Origin of the sequence: Microbacterium sp. ZW T6_19 (genome assembly GCF_044987465.1) — a bacterium.
GTDB classification, from domain to species: domain Bacteria; phylum Actinomycetota; class Actinomycetes; order Actinomycetales; family Microbacteriaceae; genus Microbacterium; species Microbacterium natoriense_A.
In genome coordinates this window covers 374,429-399,438 of the sequence record NZ_JBJDRH010000002.1, presented here as the reverse complement: position 1 = coordinate 399,438, position 25,010 = coordinate 374,429, and the positions used below count along the sequence as shown (strand labels likewise).

General features: G+C 67.8%; 28 protein-coding genes. 15 read left to right on the top strand and 13 right to left on the bottom strand.

What is annotated here, in order from left to right:
* Window positions 1–26: 26 nt before the first annotated feature.
* Window positions 27–1,028, top strand: a complete 1,002-nt coding sequence (locus ACI3KT_RS04435) for a TerC family protein (RefSeq protein WP_292910115.1) — start codon at window positions 27–29, stop codon at window positions 1,026–1,028.
* A 20-nt stretch (window positions 1,029–1,048) separates the two neighbouring features.
* Here ACI3KT_RS04435 and ACI3KT_RS04430 read toward each other — a convergent pair whose 3' ends face one another.
* Window positions 1,049–2,362: an LLM class flavin-dependent oxidoreductase gene (locus ACI3KT_RS04430; protein WP_404902765.1), complete on the bottom strand. Its 1,314-nt coding sequence runs from the start codon at window positions 2,360–2,362 to the stop codon at window positions 1,049–1,051.
* Window positions 2,359–3,657 (bottom strand): O-acetylhomoserine aminocarboxypropyltransferase/cysteine synthase family protein, encoded by a 1,299-nt coding sequence (locus ACI3KT_RS04425; RefSeq protein WP_404902763.1) that lies wholly within the window; start codon window positions 3,655–3,657, stop codon window positions 2,359–2,361. Before ACI3KT_RS04425 ends, ACI3KT_RS04430 begins: the two co-directional genes overlap by 4 nt.
* A 188-nt stretch (window positions 3,658–3,845) precedes the next feature.
* Here ACI3KT_RS04425 and leuC point away from each other — a divergent pair, with 188 nt between their 5' ends.
* The 6 genes from leuC to ACI3KT_RS04395 all read left to right on the top strand — a co-directional run bounded on the left by leuC (window position 3,846) and on the right by ACI3KT_RS04395 (window position 10,205).
* Complete coding sequence (gene leuC / locus ACI3KT_RS04420; protein ID WP_307296499.1) at window positions 3,846–5,297, top strand: 3-isopropylmalate dehydratase large subunit; 1,452 nt, start codon at window positions 3,846–3,848, stop codon at window positions 5,295–5,297.
* A gap of 2 nt (window positions 5,298–5,299) precedes the next feature.
* Window positions 5,300–5,896 (top strand): 3-isopropylmalate dehydratase small subunit, encoded by a 597-nt coding sequence (gene leuD, locus ACI3KT_RS04415; protein ID WP_307296501.1) that lies wholly within the window; start codon window positions 5,300–5,302, stop codon window positions 5,894–5,896.
* A gap of 69 nt (window positions 5,897–5,965) precedes the next feature.
* Complete coding sequence (murA, locus tag ACI3KT_RS04410) at window positions 5,966–7,330, top strand: UDP-N-acetylglucosamine 1-carboxyvinyltransferase (RefSeq protein ID WP_292910105.1); 1,365 nt, start codon at window positions 5,966–5,968, stop codon at window positions 7,328–7,330.
* Window positions 7,331–7,335: 5 nt separating this feature from the next.
* Complete coding sequence (locus ACI3KT_RS04405) at window positions 7,336–8,094, top strand: lysophospholipid acyltransferase family protein (protein ID WP_404902761.1); 759 nt, start codon at window positions 7,336–7,338, stop codon at window positions 8,092–8,094.
* Window positions 8,084–9,214 carry an NAD(P)H-dependent glycerol-3-phosphate dehydrogenase gene (locus ACI3KT_RS04400; RefSeq protein ID WP_292910102.1) on the top strand — a complete coding sequence of 377 codons (1,131 nt, stop codon included), beginning with the start codon at window positions 8,084–8,086 and terminating at the stop codon, window positions 9,212–9,214. The genes ACI3KT_RS04405 and ACI3KT_RS04400 overlap by 11 nt, the downstream gene beginning before the upstream one ends.
* The gene (locus ACI3KT_RS04395) at window positions 9,120–10,205 is read left to right on the top strand and encodes a D-alanine--D-alanine ligase family protein (RefSeq protein WP_404902759.1); all 1,086 of its coding nucleotides are present in this window, start codon (window positions 9,120–9,122) and stop codon (window positions 10,203–10,205) included. The genes ACI3KT_RS04400 and ACI3KT_RS04395 overlap by 95 nt, the downstream gene beginning before the upstream one ends.
* Window positions 10,206–10,212: 7 nt before the next feature.
* Here the strand turns inward: ACI3KT_RS04395 and ACI3KT_RS04390 are convergent, their stop codons facing one another.
* Both ACI3KT_RS04390 and ACI3KT_RS04385 read right to left on the bottom strand, forming a co-directional pair.
* Window positions 10,213–10,434 (bottom strand): PLDc N-terminal domain-containing protein, encoded by a 222-nt coding sequence (locus ACI3KT_RS04390; RefSeq protein WP_292910100.1) that lies wholly within the window; start codon window positions 10,432–10,434, stop codon window positions 10,213–10,215.
* Window positions 10,431–10,901, bottom strand: coding sequence for a DUF3515 family protein (locus tag ACI3KT_RS04385; RefSeq protein ID WP_292910099.1), 471 nt, complete (start codon window positions 10,899–10,901; stop codon window positions 10,431–10,433). Before ACI3KT_RS04385 ends, ACI3KT_RS04390 begins: the two co-directional genes overlap by 4 nt.
* Window positions 10,902–10,924: 23 nt before the next feature.
* Between ACI3KT_RS04385 and thiL the strand changes: the two genes are divergently transcribed.
* Complete coding sequence (thiL, locus tag ACI3KT_RS04380) at window positions 10,925–11,920, top strand: thiamine-phosphate kinase (protein WP_404902758.1); 996 nt, start codon at window positions 10,925–10,927, stop codon at window positions 11,918–11,920.
* Here the strand turns inward: thiL and rsmD are convergent.
* Window positions 11,890–12,474, bottom strand: a complete 585-nt coding sequence (gene rsmD, locus ACI3KT_RS04375; RefSeq protein ID WP_404902756.1) for a 16S rRNA (guanine(966)-N(2))-methyltransferase RsmD — start codon at window positions 12,472–12,474, stop codon at window positions 11,890–11,892. The genes thiL and rsmD overlap by 31 nt on opposite strands.
* A 51-nt stretch (window positions 12,475–12,525) precedes the next feature.
* Between rsmD and ACI3KT_RS04370 the strand changes: the two genes are divergently transcribed.
* Genes ACI3KT_RS04370 through mutM form a run of 6 tightly spaced genes read left to right on the top strand, consistent with a single transcriptional unit; the run spans window position 12,526 to window position 17,611 of the window.
* The gene (locus ACI3KT_RS04370) at window positions 12,526–14,694 is read left to right on the top strand and encodes an ATP-dependent DNA helicase RecG (RefSeq protein WP_292910093.1); all 2,169 of its coding nucleotides are present in this window, start codon (window positions 12,526–12,528) and stop codon (window positions 14,692–14,694) included.
* A gap of 51 nt (window positions 14,695–14,745) precedes the next feature.
* Complete coding sequence (coaD, locus tag ACI3KT_RS04365) at window positions 14,746–15,243, top strand: pantetheine-phosphate adenylyltransferase (RefSeq protein ID WP_292910091.1); 498 nt, start codon at window positions 14,746–14,748, stop codon at window positions 15,241–15,243.
* 51 nt (window positions 15,244–15,294) lie between these two features.
* Window positions 15,295–15,843 (top strand): DUF177 domain-containing protein, encoded by a 549-nt coding sequence (locus tag ACI3KT_RS04360; RefSeq protein ID WP_292910089.1) that lies wholly within the window; start codon window positions 15,295–15,297, stop codon window positions 15,841–15,843.
* A 2-nt stretch (window positions 15,844–15,845) separates the two neighbouring features.
* Complete coding sequence (gene rpmF / locus ACI3KT_RS04355; RefSeq protein WP_029263535.1) at window positions 15,846–16,055, top strand: 50S ribosomal protein L32; 210 nt, start codon at window positions 15,846–15,848, stop codon at window positions 16,053–16,055.
* Window positions 16,056–16,062: 7 nt separating this feature from the next.
* Window positions 16,063–16,755, top strand: a complete 693-nt coding sequence (gene rnc, locus ACI3KT_RS04350) for a ribonuclease III (RefSeq protein WP_292910087.1) — start codon at window positions 16,063–16,065, stop codon at window positions 16,753–16,755.
* Complete coding sequence (mutM, locus tag ACI3KT_RS04345; RefSeq protein ID WP_404902755.1) at window positions 16,748–17,611, top strand: bifunctional DNA-formamidopyrimidine glycosylase/DNA-(apurinic or apyrimidinic site) lyase; 864 nt, start codon at window positions 16,748–16,750, stop codon at window positions 17,609–17,611. Before rnc ends, mutM begins: the two co-directional genes overlap by 8 nt.
* 27 nt (window positions 17,612–17,638) lie before the next feature.
* Here the strand turns inward: mutM and ACI3KT_RS04340 are convergent, their stop codons facing one another.
* Window positions 17,639–18,019 (bottom strand): RidA family protein, encoded by a 381-nt coding sequence (locus ACI3KT_RS04340; protein WP_404902753.1) that lies wholly within the window; start codon window positions 18,017–18,019, stop codon window positions 17,639–17,641.
* A gap of 86 nt (window positions 18,020–18,105) precedes the next feature.
* The gene (locus ACI3KT_RS04335) at window positions 18,106–18,444 is read right to left on the bottom strand and encodes a carboxymuconolactone decarboxylase family protein (RefSeq protein WP_404902752.1); all 339 of its coding nucleotides are present in this window, start codon (window positions 18,442–18,444) and stop codon (window positions 18,106–18,108) included.
* Between the two features lie 140 nt (window positions 18,445–18,584).
* On the opposite strand from ACI3KT_RS04335, the gene ACI3KT_RS04330 reads away from it, so the two are divergent.
* Entirely contained in the window at window positions 18,585–19,025 is a 441-nt protein-coding gene (locus ACI3KT_RS04330; RefSeq protein WP_404902751.1) for a cupin domain-containing protein, read from the top strand.
* A gap of 120 nt (window positions 19,026–19,145) precedes the next feature.
* On the opposite strand, the gene ACI3KT_RS04325 is transcribed toward ACI3KT_RS04330, so the two are convergent.
* From ACI3KT_RS04325 to ACI3KT_RS04300, 6 genes are all read right to left on the bottom strand, one after another.
* Window positions 19,146–20,084, bottom strand: a complete 939-nt coding sequence (locus ACI3KT_RS04325) for a Dyp-type peroxidase (RefSeq protein WP_404902749.1) — start codon at window positions 20,082–20,084, stop codon at window positions 19,146–19,148.
* A 40-nt stretch (window positions 20,085–20,124) separates the two neighbouring features.
* Window positions 20,125–21,447, bottom strand: coding sequence for a permease (locus ACI3KT_RS04320; RefSeq protein ID WP_404902747.1), 1,323 nt, complete (start codon window positions 21,445–21,447; stop codon window positions 20,125–20,127).
* Window positions 21,444–22,139, bottom strand: a complete 696-nt coding sequence (locus tag ACI3KT_RS04315; protein WP_404902745.1) for an ABC transporter ATP-binding protein — start codon at window positions 22,137–22,139, stop codon at window positions 21,444–21,446. Before ACI3KT_RS04315 ends, ACI3KT_RS04320 begins: the two co-directional genes overlap by 4 nt.
* Window positions 22,140–22,215: 76 nt before the next feature.
* Complete coding sequence (locus ACI3KT_RS04310) at window positions 22,216–23,286, bottom strand: GNAT family N-acetyltransferase (RefSeq protein ID WP_404902744.1); 1,071 nt, start codon at window positions 23,284–23,286, stop codon at window positions 22,216–22,218.
* Window positions 23,283–24,368: a GNAT family N-acetyltransferase gene (locus ACI3KT_RS04305; protein WP_404902743.1), complete on the bottom strand. Its 1,086-nt coding sequence runs from the start codon at window positions 24,366–24,368 to the stop codon at window positions 23,283–23,285. Before ACI3KT_RS04305 ends, ACI3KT_RS04310 begins: the two co-directional genes overlap by 4 nt.
* Before the next feature lie 15 nt (window positions 24,369–24,383).
* Window positions 24,384–24,662, bottom strand: a complete 279-nt coding sequence (locus tag ACI3KT_RS04300) for a hypothetical protein (protein WP_404902741.1) — start codon at window positions 24,660–24,662, stop codon at window positions 24,384–24,386.
* Between the last annotated feature and the right edge of the window lie 348 nt (window positions 24,663–25,010).

Here is a 25,010-nt window from a genome sequence, read left to right as displayed (position 1 = left end):
TCCCTCCCGAAAGGTGCCACGCACCCGTGAACATCCCTGTCTGGTTCGAGATCGGCGCTCTCGTCGTCCTCGTGCTCATCCTCATCGGCGACCTTCTGCTCGCCAAGTTCCGCCCGCACATCCCGTCGACCAGGGAATCCACACTCTGGGTCGTCTTCTACGTCGCCCTCGCGCTGATCTTCGCGGGTCTGCTGTACATGTTCGCGGGCGGCCAGTATGCCGGCGAGTTCCTCACCGGCTGGGCTCTGGAGTACAGCCTCTCGATCGACAATCTGTTCGTGTTCGTGCTGATCATGGCTCAGTTCGCGGTGCCGAGGCGCCTGCAGCAGATGGTGCTGATGGTGGGCATCATCATCGCGCTCGTGCTCCGCGGCATCTTCATCCTGCTCGGCGTCGCCATCATCGAGAACTTCTCGCCGGTGTTCTACATCTTCGGCGCATTCCTGATCTGGACCGCGATCAGGCAGGCGATGCCCGACGGCGACCACGACGAAGAGGTCAAGCGCGAGAACTTCATCGTGCGCCTGCTCCGTCGTCGCGTCGACATCAGCGACGAGTACGACGGCAACAAGCTGCGCACCGTGATCGACGGCAAGCGGGTCTGGACGCCCATGCTCATCGTCTTCGTGGCCATCGGCGTCACCGACCTGATGTTCGCGATCGACTCGATCCCGGCGATCTTCAGCATCACCCACAACAGCTTCCTGGTCTTCACGGCGAACATCTTCGCTCTGATGGGACTGCGCCAGCTGTACTTCCTGCTAGGCGACCTGCTCGACCGTCTGCGCTACCTGCACTACGGCATCGCCGTCATCCTCGGTTTCATCGGCATCAAGCTGGTTCTTCACGCGATGCACGTCAACGAGCTTCCGTTCATCAACGGCGGCGAGCACATCGAATGGGCACCCGACATCCCCATCTGGCTGTCGCTGACCGTGATCCTCGTATCGATGGTCGGCGCGACCGTCGCCAGCCTGATCGCCTCGTCTCGCGAGAAGCGTGCGGAGAAAGCCGCGATCAGCGAGTAGGCACCGGGCGGACCTGCGCGTCAGAAGGCGCGCAGGTTCGCCTGCAGGCCGCCGTCGACGTATTCGCGGCGCAGAATGCCGCGGCGCCGCAAGACGGGTACGAGTTCGTCGAGCGTGCGATGCAGTGTCACGGGGTGGAAATCGCCCCACAGCAGCACGCCGTCGTTGCCCCAGTCGCCGAGCTCCTCGATCAGATCAGCGAATTCCTCGGCAGTGCCGACGAAGCCCGAGCGGTCGGCGATGCGCCCGGCTCGCGCCAGCGCGGTGAGATGCGCGCGCAACGGAGCATCTTCTCCGCGGTCGCCGATCAGACGCTGGATGCTGCCGCGAGACACGTGTGCGCCGAAGATCGACAGGTCGAGCGGCTTGTCTAGATCGAGCGCAGTGAGATCGGTCTCGAGATCGCTGGACTGCTTGCGGGCGATCTGTACGAGAGCGGCGGCGTCCGGATGTGCGGACGCCGCGACGATCCGGTCGGCCTCCTCGGGAGAAGACGTGATCACGGGCTGGATGGCGAACAGGATCTTGATGTCGTCGGCAGAGCGGCCGGCCGCGATCGCGGCGTCGTGGATCCTGGCGCGGTATGCGCGCACCGAGGCTTCGTGCAGGGGCGCCAGGGCGAGCTGCACGTCGGAGTTCGCGCCGGCGAAGCCGAGGCCGCGTCCCGAACCGCCGGGGGAGACGATCGCCGGTTCGCCGTTCGGGAACGGAATCGCGTTGAGGGGACCGTCGAAGGCGAAGTATTCGCCGCGGTGACGGACCGGATGCAGCTTCGAGCCGTCGGCGTAGACATCGGTCGCGCGGTCCGCCAGGAGGGCGCCGTCGCCCCAGCTGCGCCACAGCGAGCGGACGCCGTCGAGCCATTCTTCGGCCCGGTCGTACGCTTCGTCATGGCCGAGCTGAGGATCGGACGAGAAATGCCGCGCGCTGCCGGTGTCGGTGACGACGTTGAGGCCGAGCCGGTGCGAACTGAGATGCTGCAGCGTCGCGAACTGTCGCGCCGCCGTGTACGGGAGGTACGCGGCCGGGTTCACCGTCGGCACGACGCCGAGATGCCGTGTCACCTGGAACAGATACGGCGCGAGCAGCAGGGGGTCGTGCTTGGGGCCACCGAACGCGTGCCGCACGCGCAGATCGATCGTCTCCGCCGAGCCCAGGGAAGGAGCATCCTCGATGATGACCAGATCGAAGCCTGCCTGCTCGAGTGTGCGAGCGGCCTCCTGATAGATCTCGGGCCTCGTCCAGTCGTAGTCCCAGTCGAGCGAGGGGTAGCCCCAGCCCTGCGGGCCGAAGCCGCGGGCCAGGAACCACCCGAAGTGCTGCTGCCTGGTCACGCGATCACCGGTTCCTCGATCGCCGCGAGCACGCGCGAGAGATCGCCGATGAGATCGGCGACGTCCTCGATGCCGATCGAGACCCGGAGAGTGCCAGGGCGGATGCCGAGTACCGCACGCTCTTCTTCGGTGCGATACGCGTGGCTCGTGGTGGCCGGATGCAGCACGAGGGAGCGGACGTCGCCGATATGCGTCATGTGCGTGAAGACGTCGACGCTCTCGATGACGTCGCGTGCCGCCTCCAGCCCGCCGCGCAGCGTGAAGGTGAAGATGGAGCCGTAGCCTCCACGGAGGTAGCGCTGGGCGAGCTCATGATCGGGATGGCTGTCGAGGCCGACGTAGTCGACGCTCTCCACTGCATCCTGGGCCTCGAGCCACCGCGCGATCTCCAGCGCGTTCCTCGACTGCCGTTCGACCCGCAGGCCGAGGGTCTCGGCGCCTTGACCGATCAGAAAGGCGTTCAGCGGAGACGGGGTCGTGCCGAAGCGCGGAGCCACGGCCTCGCGGGCGTAGCCGATGCGGGCGTTTCCGCCGTGGCGCGCGGCGACGCTGGCGAGGCCTCCGCGGCCGGGCAGGACGAGATGGGGTGCGTTGTGGCCTGCGTGCTCGGCATCGAAGCGACCGTTGTCGACCACGACGCCCCCGAGCACAGAGCCGTGACCTGCGAGGAACTTCGACGCGGAGTGCACGACGATCGACGCTCCGTGCTCGAGAGGGCGCAGGAGATAGGGCGTGGCCAGGGTGTTGTCGACGATGAGCGGGATCGCGAACTCATCGCCGATGGCGCCCACGGCGGTGATGTCGAGGATGTCGTTGCGGGCGTTCGCGATCGACTCGGCGAACAGTGCTCGCGTGTTCGGTCGGATCGCCGCCCGCCAGGCGTTCGGATCGCCGATCTCATCGACGAACGTCGATTCGATGCCGAGGCGTGCGAGGTTGTCGACGAGCAGCCCGCGTGTGCCCTCGTAGATGTGCGTCGAGGCGACGATGTGATCGCCGGCCCCTGCAACGGTCAGGAGGGCGACCGCGACAGCGGCCTGTCCGCTCGCGACGAGCACGGCATCCGTTCCGGATTCGAGGGCCGCGAGCTGCCGCTCCACGGCCTGCACCGTGGGGTTCCCCGTGCGCGTGTACCCGAAGCCCTCGCCGGTTCCGAAGTGCGTGGCGGCGTGGTCGAAGTCGTCGAACTCGAAGCCGGCCGTGAGGTAGATCGGGGTCGCCCGCGACGATGCCGCCTGTCGGCTGCGACCCGCATGCAGGGCGCGGGTGGCGAAGCTGGGGACGTCGACGGTCATGGCTGATACCTCTCGATGGTGCGGGTTTCCACAGCGTGTCACGACGTGCGGGGGCACGCTGAACGGGTGGTAACCTGACGTCATGCGGATCGTGCTCCTTCTTAGCGGCCGCGACGAGACCTCGTTCTGAGCCCCTCCTCGTCGCGGAGTCCACTGTGGGCCGAACCGCCAGCTTCAGGAGACATTCGATGAACACCCCCGCTGCAGCATCCGCTCCCGCACGTCCGCGGACCCTTGCCGAGAAGGTCTGGGACGATCACCTCGTCGTCAAGGGCGAGAACGGCGAGCCGGACCTCATCTACATCGATTTGCACCTCGTGCACGAGGTGACCAGTCCGCAGGCCTTCGACGGTCTGCGCGCCGAGGGGCGTCCGCTCCGTCGGCTCGACCTGACGATCGCCACCGAGGACCACAACACGCCGACGTGGGAGATCGATAAGCCGATCGCCGACCTCACCAGCCGCACTCAGATCGAGACGCTGCGCCGCAACGCGCAAGAGTTCGGCGTGCGACTGCACTCGCTCGGCGACGCCGAGCAGGGCATCGTGCACGTCGTGGGTCCGCAGCTGGGACTGACGATGCCGGGCATCACGGTCGTCTGCGGTGACTCGCACACCTCGACGCACGGCGCCTTCGGCGCTATGGCCTTCGGCATCGGCACCAGCGAGGTCGAGCACGTCATGGCCACGCAGACCCTGCCCCTCAAGCCGTTCAAGACCATGGCGATCAACGTCGAGGGCACGCTGCGGCCCGGGGTCACGGCGAAGGACGTCATCCTTGCCGTGATCGCGAAGATCGGCACGGGCGGCGGCCAGGGCTACGTCCTGGAGTACCGCGGCAGCGCGATCCGCGCGCTGTCGATGGAAGGCCGGATGACGATCTGCAACATGTCGATCGAGGCCGGTGCGCGCGCCGGCATGGTCGCGCCGGACGAGACGACCTTCGCGTACGTCAAGGACAAGCCGCACGCGCCGCAGGGGCAGGACTGGGACGACGCGGTCGCGTACTGGCGCACGCTTCCCACCGACGAGGGCGCGACGTTCGACGCAGAAGTGTTCATCGACGCCGACACGCTCGAACCGTTCGTCACCTGGGGCACCAATCCCGGTCAGGGCAGCTCCCTGTCGTCATCCGTCCCGAACCCGGCGGAGATCACCGACCCGAACGAGCGCGCGGCTGCTGAGCGGGCCCTCGAGTACATGGACCTGACTCCGGGCACCCCTCTCAAGGAGGTCCCGGTCGACGCCGTGTTCATGGGGTCGTGCACGAACAGTCGCATCGAGGACCTCCGTGCCTTCGCATCGATCATCGAGGGCAAGAAGAAGGCCGACGGCGTCCGCGTCATGGTCGTTCCCGGCTCCGCGCGAGTGCGACTGGAGGCTGAGGCTGAAGGCCTCGACAAGATCATCACCGAGTTCGGCGCGGAATGGCGCTTCGCCGGATGCTCGATGTGCCTCGGCATGAACCCCGATCAGCTCGCGCCGGGGGAGCGCTGCGCGTCCACCTCGAATCGGAACTTCGAGGGTCGCCAGGGCAAGGGCGGCCGCACGCACCTGGTCTCGCCTCTGGTCGCCGCGGCGACCGCCATCCGCGGAACCCTGTCCAGCCCGAGCGACCTGAACGAGACGGTGGAGGCCTGATCATGGAGAAGTTCATCACCCACACCGGCATCGCCGCCCCGCTGAAGCGCTCGAACGTCGACACCGACCAGATCATCCCCGCGGTCTTCCTGAAGCGCGTCACAAAGACCGGCTTCGACGACGCGCTGTTCCACGCCTGGCGGCAGGATCCGGAGTTCGTGCTCAACCAGGCGCCGTTCCAGGGGGCTTCCGTGCTCGTCGCCGGCTCCGATTTCGGCACCGGATCTAGCCGCGAGCACGCGGTCTGGGCGCTTCGCGACTTCGGCTTCAAGGTCGTGCTGAGCCCGCGCTTCGCAGACATCTTCCGGGGGAACTCGGGCAAGCAGGGCCTGCTTGCCGCGACGATCTCTGAGAATGACCTGGAACGGATCTGGGCCGAGATCGACCGGAATCCCGGGGTTCAGATCACCGTGAACCTCGAAGAGCGCACCGCCTCCATCGGCGGGGTCCAGGCCGACATCGGGATCGACGATTACACTAGATGGCGGCTCCTCGAAGGGCTCGATGACATCGGGCTCACGCTGCGCAACGAAGACAAGATCGCGCAGTTCGAGGCTCGACGCGAGTCGTGGCGGCCTCGAACCCTCCCCGTTCAGTGACACGGAAGGGGGAGGGCGAGCCAGGGGCAAACCCGCCCCCGTATCCCGTGGAATGAAGTGAGGCTCCGAATGACGACACCCGTGCGCGATGCTGTACCGGACGGAGTCCCCGCTCTCACCGGAGACGTCCTCGCCATCCGCGGAGGACGCCCGCTGCGCGGTCGCGTCGACGTGAAGGGCGCGAAGAACCTGGCCACCAAGGCCATGGTCGCGACGCTCCTCGGCGAAGGCCCCAGCACCCTCCGGGATGTGCCGTCCCTCAGCGACGTGGCCGTGGTGCGCTCGCTGCTCGAAGTGCACGGCGTCCAGGTCACATCCGGTGACGAACCAGGCTCCTTGGTCTTCGACCCCAGCGGTGTCGAGTCGGCGCACTTCGAGGAGATCGACGCCCACGCCGGTGCGTCCCGCATCCCGATCCTGTTCTGCGGCCCGCTCCTGCACCGTCTCGGTCAGGCGTTCATCCCCGACCTTGGCGGATGCCGCATCGGCGACCGTCCGATCGACTTCCACCTCGACGCCCTGCGCAAGTTCGGCGCGGTCGTCGAAAAGCTGCCGAGCGGCATCCGTCTGTCCGCCCCGCAGCGTCTGCACGGCGCCAACATCCACCTGCCCTACCCGAGCGTGGGAGCCACCGAGCAGGTGCTGCTCACCGCCGTACGCGCCGAAGGCACGACGGAGCTGCGCAACGCGGCCATCGAGCCCGAGATCATGGACCTCATCGCCGTGCTGCAGAAGATGGGCGCGATCATCTCGTACGAGCCGAACCGCGTCATCCTCATCGAGGGCGTCGAGAAGCTCCGCGGCTACGACCACCGGTCGATCTTCGACCGCAACGAGGCCGCCTCGTGGGCCTCTGCCGCCCTCGCGACCGACGGCGAGATCTTCGTCGGCGGCGCCAAGCAGCAGGAGATGCTGACCTTCCTCAACGTCTTCCGCAAGGCGGGCGGCTGGTTCGACATCCAGGAGGACGGCATCCTGTTCCGTCGCGACGGCGAGATCAAGCCCGTCGTCGTCGAGACCGACGTGCACCCCGGCTTCATGACCGACTGGCAGCAGCCGCTGGTCGTCGCGCTCACGCAGGCCCACGGCCGCTCGGTCGTGCACGAGACGGTGTACGAGAACCGGATGGGCTTCACTGACGCTCTCGTGAAGATGGGCGCCGACATCGTCGTGCACCCGCACGGTCTTCAGGACGGCCCGCGTCGCGTCCCGCGGCGCGAGCTCGAGCAGGCGGCGGTCATCACCGGCCCCACTCCTCTGCACGCGGCCGACATCGTCGTGCCCGACCTGCGCGGCGGATACAGCCACGTGATCGCCGCGCTCACCGCGACCGGCGAGTCGAAGGTGTCGGGTGTCGACATCCTTAGCCGCGGCTACGAGAAGTTCCTCGCCAAGCTCGACGCCCTGGGCGCTGACTTCGACGTCATCCGGTGACACGGATGGCTGCATCGAGGTCTCCGGAGAAGCGGCGGCCGAGCCTGTTCTGGCCGCTCGCCGCCCTCGTCGTGCCGCTCATGGGTCTTCTCGCGAAGATCCGCATCACGGGAGCCGAGAAGCTCCCGCGCGACGGCGCCTTCGTTCTGGCCCCGAACCACTACTCCGAACTCGACCCGCTGATCGTGGCCGTCGCCGTCTGGCGCATCGGTCGCGCCCCGCGGTTCATGGCCAAAGAGAGCCTGTTCAAGATCCCGGTCGTCGGGTGGCTGCTGCGCAAGACGGGCATGATCCCGGTCGCGCGATCCTCGTCGGCGACCGCGGCGAAGCAGACGATGAAGCAGTCTGCGGATCTCGTCGAGCACGGGCGCGGCGTGATCGTCTATCCCGAGGGCACGCTGACCCGTGATCCGGATCTGTGGCCGATGCGTGGCAAGTCCGGCGCTGTTCGTCTGGCGCTGTCCGACGGCATCCCGCTGATCCCGATGGCGCAGTGGGGCACGCAGGCGATCATGGGCAGGTATCAGAAGGGCCTCAGCCTCTGGCCCCTGCGCAAGCCGATCACCGTCGTCATCGGCGACCCGGTCGACGTCTCGGACCTTCGGGGCCGGGCCGGCGAACAGGCTGCACTGAACGAGGCGACGAAGCGACTGATGAACGCGATCACCGCTCTGCTCGAGGACATCCGCGACGAGAAGGCGCCTGCGGAGCGGTGGAACCCCGCCTCGCACGGTCAGAAGGAGACGGGACGTCTTGACTCCTAAGAAGCCGGTCGCGGGCCCTCGAGTCGCCGTCATCGGTGCGGGCAGCTGGGGCACGACCTTCGGCAAGATCCTCGCCGACGGCGGCGCCCAGGTGACGATGTGGGCCCGCCGCGCCGAACTGGCGCACGAGATCGACGAGGCGAAGCGGAATTCGCGCTACCTGCCCGGCATCAACCTGCCGCGCACGATGGCGGCGACGCACGAGCTGTCGACGGCCCTGCGCGGCGTCGACCAGGTCTACCTGTCGGTTCCCAGCCAGTCCCTGCGCGAGAACCTCAAGGCCCTGCGCCCGCTCCTCGCCGATAACGACGCCAAGATCGTGAGCCTGATGAAGGGCGTCGAGCGCGGCACGGGTCTGCGCATGAGCCAGGTCATCGAGCAGGAGCTGCAGTGCGATCCCGATCGCATAGCCGTGGCATCGGGGCCGAACCTCGCGCTCGAGATCGCACGGGAGCAGCCGACCGCTGCGGTGATCTCCTCGCGCAGCCTCGAGACTGCGGAGATCATCGCGCGCGCCGCGCGCAACAGCTACTTCCGCACCTTCGTGAACACAGACGTGATCGGCACCGAGTTCGGCGGTGTGCTGAAGAACCTGATCGCGGTCGCGATCGGCATCGTCGACGGCGTCGGCTACGGCGAGAACACGAAGGCCTCGATCATCACCCGCGGACTCGTGGAGATGACCGACTTCGCGGTGGCGAACGGGGCGCATCCCGAGACGCTGCAGGGGCTCGCAGGGCTCGGCGACCTGATCGCCACCTGCCAGTCGCCGCTGAGCCGCAACAACACGGCCGGGCGCCTGCTCGGCCAGGGGTACAGCTTCCAGGACGTCGTGAAGCAGATGCAGCAGACGGCCGAGGGACTCGCGTCCGTCGCGCCGATTCTGCAGCTCGCTCGCGAGTCCGAGGTCGACATGCCCATCGTCGAACAGGTGAAGATGGTGCTCGACGGGAAGATGAACCCGCGCGACATCGCACCCCACCTGACGACGGACGACGACACCCCTCAGGGGGAGAGGACCAACTATGGACAAGCAGACGGTGGTGGTCCTCTTCGGCGGGCGTTCCAGCGAGCATTCGATCAGTTCCGCCACGGCGGGCGGGGTTCTCGGCGCGATTGATCGCGACCGCTATGCGGTGATCCCCGTGGGAATCACGCGCGAGGGCGCATTCGTCCTCGAGGACGACGACCCGGCCAAGTTCCCGCTGGACGCGGCGCACCTTCCCGAGGTGGTCGACAACGGCAGCCGAATCCTCTGGCCGGAGCCCGGCGGCGATCGGACTCTGCGGGTCGTTCGCGCCGACGGCACGGTCGAGGGACTCGGCGAGATCGACATCGTTCTCCCGATCCTGCACGGGACTCACGGCGAAGACGGCACGATCCAGGGTTATTTCGACACTCTCGAGGTTCCATACGCGGGCGGCGGCGTGCTCGACTCCGCGCTCTGCATGGACAAGCACTTCATGAAGGTCGCTCTGCAGGCGGCAGGCATCACCGTCGCCCCGTGGGTCACGGTTCGGGCCCGGCAGTGGGACGCGGATGCTGCGAGCGTCCGCGCTGCCGCCGAGGCGCTCGGTCCGCTGCCCCTGTTCGTGAAGCCGGCTCGCGCCGGCTCCAGCGTCGGCGTCTCGAAGGTGTCGGATCTGTCCGAGCTCGATGCCGCTCTGGCCCTCGCCTTCGCCGAGGACGACAAAGTGCTCATCGAGATCGGCGTGGCAGGGCGTGAGATCGAGGTCGCGATCCTCGAAGGAGCCGACGGCGTGCGTGCCTCTCTTCCCGGCGAGATCGTGCTCACCTCCCGCGGCTTCTACGACTTCGAGGGCAAGTACCTGGGCGGTGATGGCGTCGACGTGGTGTGCCCGGCGGAACTCACCGACGCCGAGATCGACGCGATCCAGAATGTCGGCATCCGTTCCTTCGAGGCGGTCGACGGTCGCGGGCTCGCGCGGGTCGACATGTTCCTGACCGCATCCGGCGAGCTCGTCGTCAACGAGCTCAACACGATGCCCGGGTTCACGCCGATCTCGATGTTCCCGAAGTGCTGGGTCGCGTCGGGCCTCTCTTACGGCGACCTGATCTCCGAGCTCATCGAGGCGGGCCTGCGCCGTTGATCACCGCCTACGGGCGCGTGGCTTCGGCTCTGCGCCCGTAGGCGAACCATGCAGCGGCCCCCAGCACCGGCGCCGCGAGGACGAGCAGGAACCAGACGAGGAACCTCAGACCGCCCACGTGGCGCGTCCGCATCATGGAGATGATCGCCGCGATCGTGAATGCGAGCACTGCTGCGGTCACGACGCTCCAGACGACGTCGTACGCCGTAGGGATCAGCGGATTCATCATTCGACGCGTTCGGTGCACTTTGCGGTCGACGGCTGGAGACCTGACTGGATGCTGGTCGACAGCTTCTCGACGATCGAGCGGAAGTCGATGTCGGACCCGCGCTTGATGATCACCTCGACCGCGGGGTCGCGCCCGTAGGTGACGAGGCGCTGACGCTCGTCCTCCTGCGCGAGGACGAGCCAATCGACGCCGCCGATCGTCTGGCAGACGAGGTCCGACGGCGCCGGCACGTCGACGCCGCATCTGAGCACGACCGTCGGGTCGCCCCAGGCGCCGGTGGCCTGCGCGTCCGTCCACACCCGATCGAGGTCGCCGATCGCGTCGGGCAGCAGCACAGAGACGTCCGCGCAGGCGGCGTTATTCGCGTCATCCGCGGGGTCGACGTGAACCGTCGTCGAGCATCCGGCCAGTGCGCCGAGGAGGATCAGGGCTCCCGCCACGACGGCGAGACGACGAGAACGGGGCATGCTTCCAGGCTACCTTTGACAGCATGCCCTCCCGACCCGACACCGACGATCCGCGCCTGGGCGATCTCTCCGAGGGAGAGATCCTGAAGGCGATCCTGAGTCGTACGGCTCAGGCGACCCACACGATCATCGGCCCCGGCGACGACGCGGCGGTGATCGCCACGCCCTCCGGAACCGTCGTCGCGACCACGGACACGCTCGTGCACGGTCCCGACTTCCGTCTCGCATGGTCGAGCGGCTTCGACCTGGGGTGGAAGGCCGCAGCGGTGAATCTCGCCGACGTCGCCGCGATGGGGGCTCGCCCGACCGCACTGCTCGTCGCGCTCGCGGTGCCGCGGGATCTGCGGCTGTCTTTCGTCGAGAGCCTCGCCGACGGCTTCCGCGAAGCGTGTGCGGCGCTGGCTCCCGGCTGTGCGGTCGTGGGCGGCGACCTGACGGTGTCCGATGTTCTGACGGTCGCGGTGACGGCCCTCGGCGACCTCGAAGGACGGGCTGCGGTCACGAGGTCGGGAGCCCGCCCCGGCGATTCCGTCGCGGTGGCCGGCGAACTCGGTCTGGCTGCTCATGGCCTCGCCGTGCTGTTCGGTCGTTTCCGCGACGGCGAGACGCCGATACCGGTGGACCCGGCGCTTCTCGCCGAGGGCGAGCGTCAAGCCGTGGCCGCTCAGTTGCGTCCCTCTCCGCCGATCGGGCTCGGACCGTTCGCGGCGGTCGCCGGCGCGAACGCCATGATGGACGTCTCCGACGGGCTCGCTCTCGACGCGCGGCGGATGGCGGCGGCATCCGGCGTCACGATCGCGCTCGACGGCTCCGCCCTGGGCGACGACTCCGTCCGCGCGCTGGCCGGCGGAGAGGACCACGCTCTGCTGGCGGCGTTCCCACCGGGCGTCGTGCCCGCCGGGTTCCGGGTGATCGGCGAGGTACGTCCACCGGGCGAGCAACCGCTGCTCTGCGATGATGCGCCCGTCGACGTCTCCGGGTGGGACCCCTATCGCGACTGGGATTCCGCCGCGGGCTGAGGTTCTGCCCACCACAGCGTGGTGTCGCCGTACGCCTTGTCGCGCAGCAGCCGCAGGCCGGCTGCGGCGAAGTCCGGGGGAGAGGAGCGCTTCGCGCGCTCGACCACGACGAGCGCGTCGGGAGACAGCAGCGGAGCCAGGGCGACGAGATCCGCGTTCATGGCCTCGTCGGCGATGTCATAGGGAGGATCCGAGAACACCAGATCGAAGGTGCCCGAAGCGCGGACGAGGAACGGATGCACGGCGCTCTCGTGCACGCGGCCGGTCGCGATCCCGCCGGCCTTCGCCACCGTCGCCGCGTTGCGGCGCACGATTGCGGCGGCCTGCCGTCCCTTCTCGACCAGGTCCACGCTCGCCGCTCCCCGACTGAGGGATTCGAGTCCGAGGGCACCCGACCCCGCGTACAGGTCGAGCACGCGGGCTCCCTCGATGCCGTCCGCCGATTCGAGAGCCCCGAAGAGCGACTCGCGCACGCGATCGCTGGTGGGGCGGGTACCGGCGCTCGGCACTTCGAGACGCGCGCCCCGTGCTCTGCCTGCGATGATCCTGGTCACCCGTTCACGATATCGGCAGGCGACGTCGGCGCCTGTCTCTAGACTCGGATCATGCCGCTCTCGCTCGACTCGACCCTCGCCGAGGCGCTCGGTGCGAACGTCGCGAAGTCGCTGACTCGGGCCTTCGGCATGGAGACCGTGGGAGACCTGCTCTCGCACTATCCGCGTCGTTATGCCGATCCAGCCGAGCTCACGCCCATCCGCGAGCTCCCCGTCGGTGAGAACGTGACCATCGTCGCCGAGGTGCTGTCGTCGAGCGCTCGGGCGATGCGCAACCGCCGCGGCGCGATGGTCGAGGTGATCATCGGCGACGGCATCGGGAAGATGTCGCTGACCTTCTTCGCCAAGAGCCTCGATCAGGCCAAATGGCGGGCAGGTCAGCTCGCCGTCGGCCGTCGAGGCATCTTCTCGGGCAAGGTCGGCGAGTTCAACGGCGTCACCCAGTTCTCGCACCCCGAGTACGAGCTGTTCGACGACGAGGATGAGGCCCGTCGACGCGCCGATGCCCGTGCAGCCGTGCTGATCCCGATCTACCCCGCGACGGCCAGCCTGGCCTCGATGCAGATCGCGAAGCTCATCGCCCGCGTGCTCGACGACCTCGGGCCGATCGCCGAGCCTCTTCCCGACGCGGTCAGGCTCAGGGAGGAGCTGCTCACCGCGCGTGAAGCTCTCGAGCAGATCCATCGTCCGAAGACCCGGACAGACATCGATCCGGCCGTGCGCACACTGCGCATGCACGAGGCGCTCACGCTGCAGACCGCGCTGTTGCAGCAGCGCGACGCGGTGCGGGCGCTGTCGGCCACGGCACGACCGGCAGCCCCCGGAGGGCTGCTCGAACGCTTCGACTCCACCCTCCCGTACACGCTCACCGACGACCAGCAGACCGTGGGAGAGCAGATCGCGAAAGACCTCGTCGGCGCCTGGCCCATGAACCGGCTCGTGCAGGGCGAGGTCGGATCGGGCAAGACTCTCGTGGCGCTCCGTGCGATGCTGCAGGTCGCGGAGTCCGGCGGCCAGGCCGCCCTGATCGCCCCGACAGAGGTGCTCGCCGGCCAGCATCTGCGCTCGATCGCCAAGCTGCTCGGTCCCGAACTCGCCCCGCTCGTGATGCCCACGCTCCTCACCGGTCAGATGCCGGCAGCGGATCGGCGCAAGGCCGCGCTCAGGGTGGCGTCCGGCCAGGCGCTCATCGTCGTCGGGACCCATGCCCTGCTGGGCGAGAAGACCACGTTCGCCGACCTCGGTCTCGTCGTGGTCGACGAGCAGCATCGCTTCGGGGTCGAGCAGCGTGAAGCTCTGCGCGCCAAGGGATCCAGCCCGCACGCCCTCGTGCTCACCGCCACGCCGATTCCGCGCACCGTCGCCATGACGGTGTTCGGCGATCTCGACACCTCCGTCATCCGCACCATGCCCGCGGGGCGCGCCGGCATCCAGTCGTTCGTCGCGCCTCTCGCCGAGCACCCGGGCTGGTGGCAACGGGTGTGGGAGCGGGCATCCGAGGAGATCGCTCAGGGGCGCCAGGTGTTCGCGGTGTGCGCGGCGATCGACACCACGAAGAAGACTGGCGAGGCCGGCGCGCTTCCTGCGCAGGAGGGGGCGAACGGCCCTCGGTGGGGTGTCGTGCAGCTCGACGAGGCGCTGTCCACTCATCCGACGCTCGGCGGTCTTCGCCGTGCTGTGCTGCACGGCAAGATGCCTTCCGACGAGAAGGACGCGGTCATGCAGGCCTTCGCGCGCGGAGAGATCGATCTGCTGCTGGCGACGACCGTGATCGAAGTCGGTGTCGACGTGCCGAACGCGTCGACGATGATCGTGCTGGATGCCGATCGCTTCGGCGTCTCGCAATTGCATCAGCTCCGAGGACGCGTCGGTCGAGGGGGAGTGCCCGGCTTGTGCCTGCTCGTCACCGAGGCGGAAGAGGGCTCGGTCGCCAGGGAACGGGTGGATGCCGTCGCCGCGACGCTCGACGGCTTCCAGCTCGCCGAAGTCGATCTCGAGCTGCGAGGCGAAGGCGACGTGCTCGGATCCGTGCAGGCCGGTGCGCGCTCGTCCCTGCGGCTGCTCCGCGTCGTGAAGGACTCCCGGCTGATCGTGCGGGCGCGGGAACTGGCCGAGGTCATCCTCGCAGCCGACCCGAGTCTCGCCGAGCATTCCGGGCTGCGCGCGGCGATCGAGCGGCGGGTGAGCGATGAGGACCGCGCCGCCCTGGCGAAGAACTGACGTGCCCTAGGCTGGATCCATGCGCCGTACTGAGCGATCGAAGGAGACCACGTGAGCAGCCGGATCGCCGTCGTCCCGGGTTCCTTCGACCCGCCGACTCTTGGTCATCTCGACGTCATCCGCCGGGCCGCCAAACTGTACGACGAACTGCACGTGCTGGTCGTCCACAACCCCGGCAAAGAGGCGATGCTGCCCATCTCGCAGCGTCTGGCTCTGCTGGAGAAGTCGATCGCCGAAGACGGGATGAGCGGCAACATCGTCATCGGATCGTGGAGCATGGGACTGCTGGTCGACTACGCACGCGACGTGAACGCGGGCGTGCTCGTGAAGGGCATCCGCTCGCAGATCGACGTCGCCTACGAGTCGCCGATGGCGATCGTCAACCGGCACCTCGCCGACATCGAGACCGTCTTCCTGCTGCCCGATCCTTCGCACGCCATGGTGTCCAGTTCGCTGGTCCGCCAGGTGGCCGGTCTCGGGGGAGATGTGTCGCCGTTCGTGCCCCCCGCGGTGGCCGCATTCCTCGACACCGGCGCCCGCGGCATCTGACTCGGGTCCCGTTCAGCCGGGAGCCGGTAGCATTGCGGGGTGCGTTCCCGTATGAGTGGTCCTTTCGTCCTGCCCGTCCGTGACATCGTCCGACGTCCGGGCGAGATGCGTGAACACGAGTTCACCGTCGCCCTAGCCGAGCAGTGGGGTGAGGGAATCGTGTCTCTGCCCAAGGGGTCGGCGCTCGATCTCGACGTGCGTCTCGAGTCGGTTCACGAGGGCATTCTGGTCTCCGGAACGGCCGACGGCGAGTACTCGGGAGAGTGCGGTCGGTGCCTGACTCCCATCACGCGGCCTGTCGAAGTCGAGTTCCAGGAGCTTTTCGCGTATCCTAGTGAGGAAGAAACTGACTTCGAGGTTCAAGACGACCACGTGGATCTTGAAACTCTGGTCAGGGATGCGGCCGTATTGTCGCTTCCTTTTCAACCGGTGTGTCAGCCGGATTGCCTGGGGCTCGACCCGAGAACCGGCGAGAAGCTGACCGCGAGCACCGGAACGGAGCAGGCGGCTCCCATCGATCCTCGATGGAGCGCGCTCCAGCAGATCACAGACCAAGACGGTACGGCAGAGAGCCGTGCCGCCGAGAAAGAAGAGAGCTAGTCATGGCTGGTAACCCCCCGAAGCGCAAGGTTTCCCGTTCCAACACCCGTTCGCGTCGCGCGCAGTGGAAGGCGGCCCCCGTCGCTCTGGTGAAGACCGTCGAGAACGGCCAGGTCGTCTACAGCCGTCCTCACCAGGCGAAGGTCGTCACCGACTCGCAGGGCACCGAGCTCTTCCTCGAGTACAAGGGCCGCAAGGTCGCCGACGTCTGAATCGCTCGTGACTGACGTCACAACCGGCGAAGAGGATCTCTCGCAGAAGCTCCGTGTCGATATCGACGCGGAGCTTCTGGAGTTGGCACTCACCCATCGCTCGTACGCGTACGAGCACGGTGGCATCCCGCACAACGAGCGCCTCGAGTTCCTCGGCGATTCGGTGCTGGGGCAGGCGGTGACGGTCATGCTGTTCACGACGCACCCCGAACTCGATGAGGGGTCGCTGGCGAAGAGACGCGCGAGCGTCGTGTCGACGGTGGCGCTGGCGGAGGTCGCGAGGGGCATCGGCCTCGGCAGCCATCTCCTGCTGGGGCGTGGTGAGGAGCAGACGGGCGGTCGAGACAAGGACTCGATCCTCGCCGACACGATGGAAGCCGTCATCGGCGCGACCTACATGTCGGCCGGCCCCGAGGCGGCGACCGACCTGGTGCTGCGGCTGACCAAGCCTCTGCTCGCCGACCCTGAGCGATACGGCGCGGCGATGGACCCGAAGACCAGCCTGCAGGAGCTCGCAGCCCGCGCCGGTGCGACGCCTCCGCAGTATGCGGTCGAGGCGAGCGGTCCCGATCACGATCGCCGGTTCATCGCGACCGTGACCGTGGGCGACGTCACGATGACGGGCAACGGCACCAGCAAGAAGACCGCCGAGATGGCGGCTGCGCTGAACGCCTGGCGCGTGCTCAACGCGCGTGCCTGAGCTTCCTGAGGTCGAAGTCGTCCGAGCCGGGCTCGCCCCCGCCGCCGTCGGGTCGCTGATCACCGCAGTGAGCGTGTTCGACGAACGCGCTCTGACCCGGCATCCGCTCGGGGCCGCGGACTTCGTCTCGCGCCTCGAGAATCGCACCATCGTCGGCGCCGCGCGCCGGGGGAAGTTCCTCTGGCTTCCTCTCGAAGGCGAGTCGGATGCGCTCATCGCTCACCTCGGGATGAGCGGACAGATGCTGCTGCGTGCACCGGATGCCGCGGCAGAACGTCACGAGCGGATCCGCATCCATCTCGAGCATCCCGCTCACGGCGAACTCGCTGTGGTGTTCTCCGACCAGCGCACCTTCGGATCCCTCGCCGTCGACCACCTCGTGGCCGACGGACCGTCGCAGGTCCCGTCTCAGGTGGTCCACATCGCCCGCGACCCGATCGATCCCGCCTTCGACGACGCCGCTTTCCGCGCTGACCTGGCGAAGCGGGGGAGCGCCATCAAGCGTGTGCTGCTCGATCAGGGCGTGATCAGCGGCGTCGGCAACATCTATGCCGACGAGTCGCTGTGGGCGGCGCGCATCCACCCCGAGACTCCTGCGTCGGCCCTGTCGACGCAGGCCGTGCGCCGGCTGCTCGCCGAGATCCGCGCCGTCCTCGCCAAGGCGCTCGCTGAGGGCGGCACCAGCTTCGACGCCCAGTACGTCAACGTCAACGGACAGGCCGGCTATTTCGCGCACTCGCTGAATGCCTACGGGCGTGAGGGGGAGCCGTGCAGCCGATGCGGACGACCCATCGTCCGCGCCGCGTTCATGAACCGCTCATCGCATTACTGCCCTCGGTGCCAGAGACGAGGCTGAGCCCGACGCGCGGTCGGATCCAGCTCATCACGCTGTGACAGCGATCGCGCGGATCGAGATCAGGATGCCGGGCAGGTCGACTCCGAGCTTCGCGACGTATCGCGCCGGGGGATCCGACGGGAACCATCGGGCGTACTCCTCGTTGAATCCCACGAAATCCTCCGGCCGCGCGAGCAGAATCCCGAATTCCACGAGGTCGTCCATCCCCGATCCGCCGGCCTTCAGGATCGCCTCGCAGTTCGCGAGCGCCTGGCGCGTCTGCACCTGAATCGTGCCGCCGGCCAAGGCGCCCGTCTTCACGTCGATGCCGACGGTTCCCGAGATGTACACGTGGTTCCCCGCTCGCACCGCCTGGCTGTAGAGAGGTGAACTCGGAGCATCCGGTGTGGCGATGATCTCTCTGGGCATGCTGAACTCCTCGCCGAGCAGTCCCCCTGATGGCCATCATCGTGACAGAAGACGACCGGCTGCGGAAGAGCGTGTGCTCCGAGCCGTCAGCGCTCCTGCTCGACGATGCTCTTCAGCACGCTCGTCGCTCCCATGCCGTTGGGCCAGCCCGCATAGAACGACAGATGCAGGAGCGCCTCCTTGAGCTCGTCGTCGGTGACGCCGTTCTGACGCGCGTAGCCGAGATGGAACTGCAGCTGGTCCATCTTGCCCATAGCGGTGAGGACCGCCACCGTGATCAGGCTGCGATCGCGCTTGGATAGTCCTTCACGTTCCCAGACCTCGTCGAAGAGCACCCGGTCGGTGTAGTGGACCATCCCTGACGCGAAGTCGCCGAAGGCGTTCTTCCCGCCAGACCAACCGGTGCTCTGCTCGTCATTGCTCATGTCTGCTCCCCGTCCGGCGCATGTGCGGCATGCGACCGTCTTCCATCCAACTCCGCTCGTGCACATCGTGGGAGGCTCTCTCCAGGGGCGTACTGACAGGGACTGGCACGAGCCAGGGGGTCGAGGCGTAGCGTCGAAGAATGACCACGACCAGCGATGACTTCACGCAGATCTTTCCGCTCGGTGAGCCGAACGACGCCTTCGCGCAGTACTTCACGGGCCAGAGCTACCTGGCGCCGCTCGCGTCGGGGAGCGTGCCGGTGAGCAACGTCACCTTCGAGCCGGGCTGCCGGAACAACTGGCACATCCACCACGGTGCACACGGTGGGGGAGACCAGATCCTGATGTGCACGGCAGGGTCGGGGTGGTTTCAGGCCGAGGGCGAGGAGCCGGTCAGCATGGAACCCGGAACGGTGATCCGCGTGCCGGCCGGTACCAAGCACTGGCACGGCGCGAAGGCGGACACCTGGTTCTCGCACATCGCCTTCATCACCCCGGGTGACGAGGTCCGCAACGAGTGGCTCGAGCCCGTCAAGGATGAGGCGTACGGCTCGCTGCCAACGACGCGCGCCGACGACTGAGAGGAGCCGGTGCGGTCAGTGCTCGCCCTTGATGGCGAAGTACGGTCCGCGGATCACTCCCGCGGGCTTCGACCTCTGCCGTGCGAACGTGAATGCGGACAGCTCCTCGCGGACATCCTCTCAGGCGAGCGACGAGAGGAACGTCGCCGACGGCGCGAAGAACGTGGTGCCCGTGTGTGCGACGGAGAAGTCCAGGATCCGGTCGTGCAGCCCGGGCGGATCACCGATGAACATGCGCTGCAGCATCCGTTCGATCACCCACAGTCTGCGGGAGTATCCGATGAAGTAGGTGCCGAATTCTCCGGCTCCCGGGCGCCCGAAGGGCATGTTGTCGCGCAGGATGTCGTGTTCGCCCGACTCGTCGGTGATGGTGGCGAGCGTCTTGTGCGCCTGTTGCGTGCCGACAGCGGCATCATCGAGCTCGATGTTGTCGGCCTTGCGCCGGCCGATCACCGCCTCCTGTTGCTCAGTGGTGAGCGACTGCCATGCGTCCAGATCGTGCAGGTACTTCTGGACGACGACGTAGCTGCCGCCGGCAAACGCCGAGTCCTCGGCCCCGACCAGAGTCGCCTCGGGGAGGTCGGGCCCCACCGGATTCGCGGATCCGTCGACGAATCCGAGAAGGTCCCGGGCATCGAAGTACCGGAAGCCGGAGACCTCGTCATCCACCGTCACCGCTGTGCCGAGCTGCTCGAGGATCAGCCTCTCGAGCTCGAAACAGAGGTCGGGGCGTTCCGCACGGATGTGGAAAAGCAGATCACCCGGCGTGGAGACCGCAGTATGCGCGCCACCGCTGACTTCGGGGAACGGATGCAGCTCCGCCGGCAGCGGGTGACCGGTCAGACCCGTCCAGATGCGGCTGCCGACGCCCACGGCGCACGACAGTCGCGCATCCAGATCGCGGAAACCGACGGACTTGACGATGTCCTCGATACCGGCGACGGTGGCGCGGACGTCGTCGAATCGCGTCTCGTCCACGGTGAGGACCAAGAAGATCGCACTGCGTGTCAATGGTGCGTCCACCTGCTGCGGCGCTATCGGCACCCGGCGTTCTGACATCTGGCCTCCTCGTCGTCGCGAGCAGACTAACAGGGTCGGTTCACGCCACGCGGAACGAGCGGGACAGCACAGGTCTGGTCGCGCGCGTGCTCACCCAGACGACCGCGATCCCGACGGCGACGACGAGCACGATCGTGAGCAGCGACAGGGGTGCGACGATCAGGGCGATGCCCAGAAGCGGGAAGACCAGGATGCCGGCGCACAGCGCCGAGCCGATCGATGTGAGCAGCAGCGGCGCCATGATGGCACGGGTGCGGGCTTTGTCGACCGTCTGCTGCGGAACTCCGAGGTGGTGCAGACTCCGGTGCAGTTCGCGGGCGTCGAGGATCGCCGAGGCCTGATTGACGCCGACGGAAGCGGCGACCATCAGGAACGAGGCCACGAGCGTGATGATCAGCCCTGTGCGCATGTCGCGAGCGAGGGCGAGATCTGTCGCTTCTGCACCTTCCGAGCTCATCACGCCGATGAGCGAGACACCGGTTCCTGCGAAGACCGCCATGAAGCTCGCCATCGAGATGCCGCCCACCTGCCTCCATGCAGCCTTGGGGTCGTCGAGGACCATGCGCGCAGCGAGCAGCCGCTCAGGAACCCGAGCACGTCTCAGCCACCCGCGGGCGCTCACCTTCAGCGCCCAGGGACCCACGAGGTTGAGCACCGCGAGCCCCGCGGCGAAGAGTAGGGCGATCACGACGATCGTCGTGATCATTCCCGCGATCTGCGGCACGATCTTGGCGAGGACGACTGCGATGGCGACGAGGCCTGTTCCGACGACGAAGCGAATCCAATGAGCACCGGTGGCGGTGGTGCGCATGCGCACCCCGAGAGGGGAGATGACGACCCGGCGCAGGCCGACGGCGGCGCTGAGCGCAGCGAGGACGACGACACCGCCGACGACGGCGACGATGTGGACGGGAGACAGGACCACAGCCTGCCAACCGAGAGCCTCACCGCGGAACGGGATGAGCCCGATGAGCGGGCTCACCAGCAGGTACCCGGCGACGCCGGCTGTCGCGCCGGCCGCAGCGAGCAGCACCGACTCGGCGACGGTGGCGACGGCGACGCCGAGCGGCGTCACTCCGAGCAGCCGCAGCGTCGAGAGTCGCTCGTCGCGACGGCGCGCGGCGAGCCGTGCGGCTGCGCCCCCCAGGCTCATGAGCGGGACGAGGAGCAGGGCGAGCGCGATCGCGGCCAGAGCCTGGTAGATCGGAGCGTAGTCGTCGTGCCAGCCCCAGAAGCTCTGTGCGCCACCGATCACAGTGAGCACGAGCGTCGTCACGACGCCGAAGGCGATGAGGGGCAGCGCTATGAGGCCGCCTTGCCCGGGCGAGGGGCGCAGCAGCATCGCGAGGACGCGGGCGTTCATGCGTCCACCGCCGTGGAGACGACGAGTCCGTCGCGCACCGCGATGGTCCGCGTGCAGCGCGCAGCCACGTCCGGGTCATGCGTGACGACCACGAGCGTCCGGCCTTGACCGGTGGTCGACCACAGCAGTGCGTCCATCACCTCCCGCGAGGTCTGCGAGTCGAGGGCGCCGGTCGGTTCGTCGGCGAACACGAGCTCGGCGCCCGTGGCTTGGGCGCGAGCGATCGCGACCCGCTGCGCCTGGCCGCCCGAGAGCTCGCCGATGCGGCGATCCTCCATGCCGGCGAGACCGAGGGCGCCGAGCCAGGAAGCGGCATGCTGAACGGCATCCGCCCTCTTCACGCCGTTGATCATCGAAGCCAGCGCGACGTTCTCGACCGCTGTCAGTTCAGGGATGAGAAGCCCCTGCTGGAAGACGAAGCCGAGTCGCTCGCGTCGCAGACGGGATCTTGCCGACTCGCTCATGCCGGTCAGCTCGATCGCCCCGCCGGCCGCGGGATGGAAGGTCACCGACCCGGTGTCCGGCGTGATGATGCCTGCCAGAACGTGCAGCAGTGTGGTCTTGCCGGATCCGGAGGCGCCCATGATCGCGACGGATTCGCCTCGCGAGATCGAGAGGTCGACACCGGCGAGCGCGCGAGTGGCGCCGTAGGACTTCGTCAGAGCGTGTGCGACGAGGACGGGACTGTTCATGCTTCCAGCCTCGCCGCACACGCTCCTCGGATCGTCGGCCCGTGGAGTGATCCGGCTACATCGGAGGGATGATGTGTCAGAGCCGCTTCTGCCACGCCCCGGCGTAGGACACCGGTACGAACCCGATCGCCTCGTTGATGTCGAGCATCGGCCGGTTCTCCTCGGCGTTGAACGTCGACACGATGGGAGACGTCGGCACCAGTTCGCGCCACCGCAGCAGGTTCGCGCACTTGACGATCGTGCCCAGCCGATGCCCTCGGTGATGCGCGGCGACCAGCGTTCCGAACTGATGCGTGACTCCCGTGCGGTCCGCGGCGACCAGCAGCTCGTTGTAGGCCACGAGTTCGCCCGTCGGCACGTGCTCGACGGCGGTCACTGAGACGAGTTGACCTGCCGCGGTGAGCGTCGCCTCCCGGCGAACCACGCGGTCGGCGTCGTACTGCTCGGCGACGAAGTCCATGTCACCGCTGGGGGCATCGGTCGACAGGCGTGCGAGGACGGCCGCGTATCCGTCGCGCAGTTCGGGCGGAGTGGGCATGGTCCACTCCCGCACACGGTAGTCCGGACCGGCGAACGCCGATGCCTCTGCCAGCATCCGCCGCACCTCCGTGCCGTCCGACCGCAGGTCGTACTCGCTGTTGCGCTCGACCTGTTCCAGCGTGTATCCGGCATCCGCGATGACGTCGGCGAGCGGCGTGGCCGGGATCCGCCCCCAACCTGTGGCCGGAGCCAGCATCCGGTCGCGCTCGTCCGGTCGATGCAACGTCCAGGTCTGCAGGATGCTGCGGCCTCTCGCCACCGCGTCCTCCTCTGCGCGAGCGAGAAGCGCCTGCTCGACGCCGCGGCCCGCGTTCGCGTCCGGCACGAGGATGTCGAACTCCGCGGTCTGCGCGCCCTCCTCCTGGGCGAAGGCCAGCGTCACCATGCCGACGACGGCGTCGTCGATGCGAGCGACGTAGCCGAGATGCAGGCTGTCGGTGGGGTCCTGCCACTCCGAGAGCATCTCAGCAGCCGACGGCGACAGGTCGGGGAGGCCGACCTGCTCGTCGCAGACCTGCCTGCCCAGATCTCCCAGAAGCCGGAAGTCTGCGGCGTCGTCGGCGTCGAGAGACGACGGCACACGCAGCGCAGTGATCGAGATGCTCACGGCAGATCCTTCCTCCACGCTCCTTCGTAGGCGACGGGGACGAAGCCGATGGCTTCGTTGATGTTCAGCATCGGCCGGTTCTCCTCGGCGTTGAACGTGATGACCTGAGGGCTCAGCGGATGCTGAGTCCGCCACGAGAGCAGACCGGCTGTCTTGACGAGCAGACCGAGACGGTGGCCCCGATGCGAGGAAAGCACGAGGGTGTCCTCCTGATGCGTAGTCTCATCCGCGCGACGGCCGATCGCCAGCTCGTTGAAGGCGCACAGCTCGCCGGTTGCGACATGCTGCGCGGCGGTCACGAGCACGGTGTTGCCGCGGTCGAGGTGACGCGCATCGTGACGCGCGACGCGCTCGGCGTCCCAGTTCTCCTCCGGCATGTCGAGCTCGGCGTCGGGGACGTCGGTCGACATACGCTGCTTCATGCGTGCGTAGCCGTCGACGTGGGCAGGCGGCGTCGGCAGCGTCCACTGCACGACGCGGTAGCCGTCGGCCATCCTCGCGGCGGCGTCGCGCAGCGCCGTGACGCGGCGCGTGCTCTCCTCCGACAGCTCGAGGACGCTCACGCGCTCCACCTGCTCGAGCGCGAACCCGTGCCGAAGCAGGAACCGGGCATGGTGGTCGCGCGGAACCGACCCGAAGCCCGTGGGGGAGTCGAGGCGGACCTCGCCGCGATCGGTGTGCTCGGTCCACAGCAGCAGCTTGCGGACCCCGGCCTCCTTCGCGGTCTTCTCGATCTGTGCGAGAACGACTGTGCCGAGTCCGCGGCCCCACGTGCGCTGCAGAAGGTTGATGGTGACGTACGCGGTCCGTCCGCCGCCGTCGGCGACGACATTGAGCACCGCGACGCCGATCGTCTCGCCGTCCTCCACGACGGACCACTGCCGACGCTCCAAGTCGGTGTCCGATCGCAGCAGCGCAAGCAGGGCGTCAGGCTCGAGGTGCTCGTCGTCCCGTCCGGTCGTCTCAAGCAGCGAGGCGTTGCGGACCCGGGCGTAGTCGAGCAGGTCGCCGGCGTCCGCCGCATCCGCCCGTGCGGGGAGCACGAGCGGATGCAGCGTCGCGGCTTCGGTGAGGGCGATCATCGTGCTGGTCTCCGGTCAGCGCAGCTGGCGCTGCATGTGGTATTCGAGCAGGATCCGGCTCTCACCGGTCGTGAGGTGCCGATCGCTGAGGAACAGCGGTTCGGCGGGGGTGATGACGCGTTCCTTCACGGACTTCGGCCGCTGAGCCCTCTCGAGCAGCCAGAGGCCGATCTTGAGCGTCAGGCGGTCTGCGAGAGCGAGCTCGCGCAGATCATCGGGGGCGGGGATGTGCAGGACCGTCTGGTCCTGGGTATCCGGCGGGTGGGTGGTGCTGTGGTGCAGCGTGGTGTTCACTGTGTGTCCTTCGAGGTGAATGGTGGTGATGAGTGGCGGAAGGCGCCGACGATACGGACCGATCTGCGATCGGGTGCGGCGCGGGAAGGTGTGATCTCCCTCGTGGGGGATCAGCGGATGCCGGAACGGCGGGAGACCGTGATCTGCGGAGAGATCAGGTGCGGAGCGCGGGTTCGCGTCGACGAGAAGACCCAACTGTGGCGGGCGAATTCTCCGACTGCGGTGCTACGAGAGCGTGCAGCGCCGAAGACCCGAGGCGGTCACCGAGAACGCATAGCGGGGCGCGGAGTGAACACGCGCGGCGAGGCCTGTGGCCTGTGCGTTGAACTGAATCATCATCGGTAACCT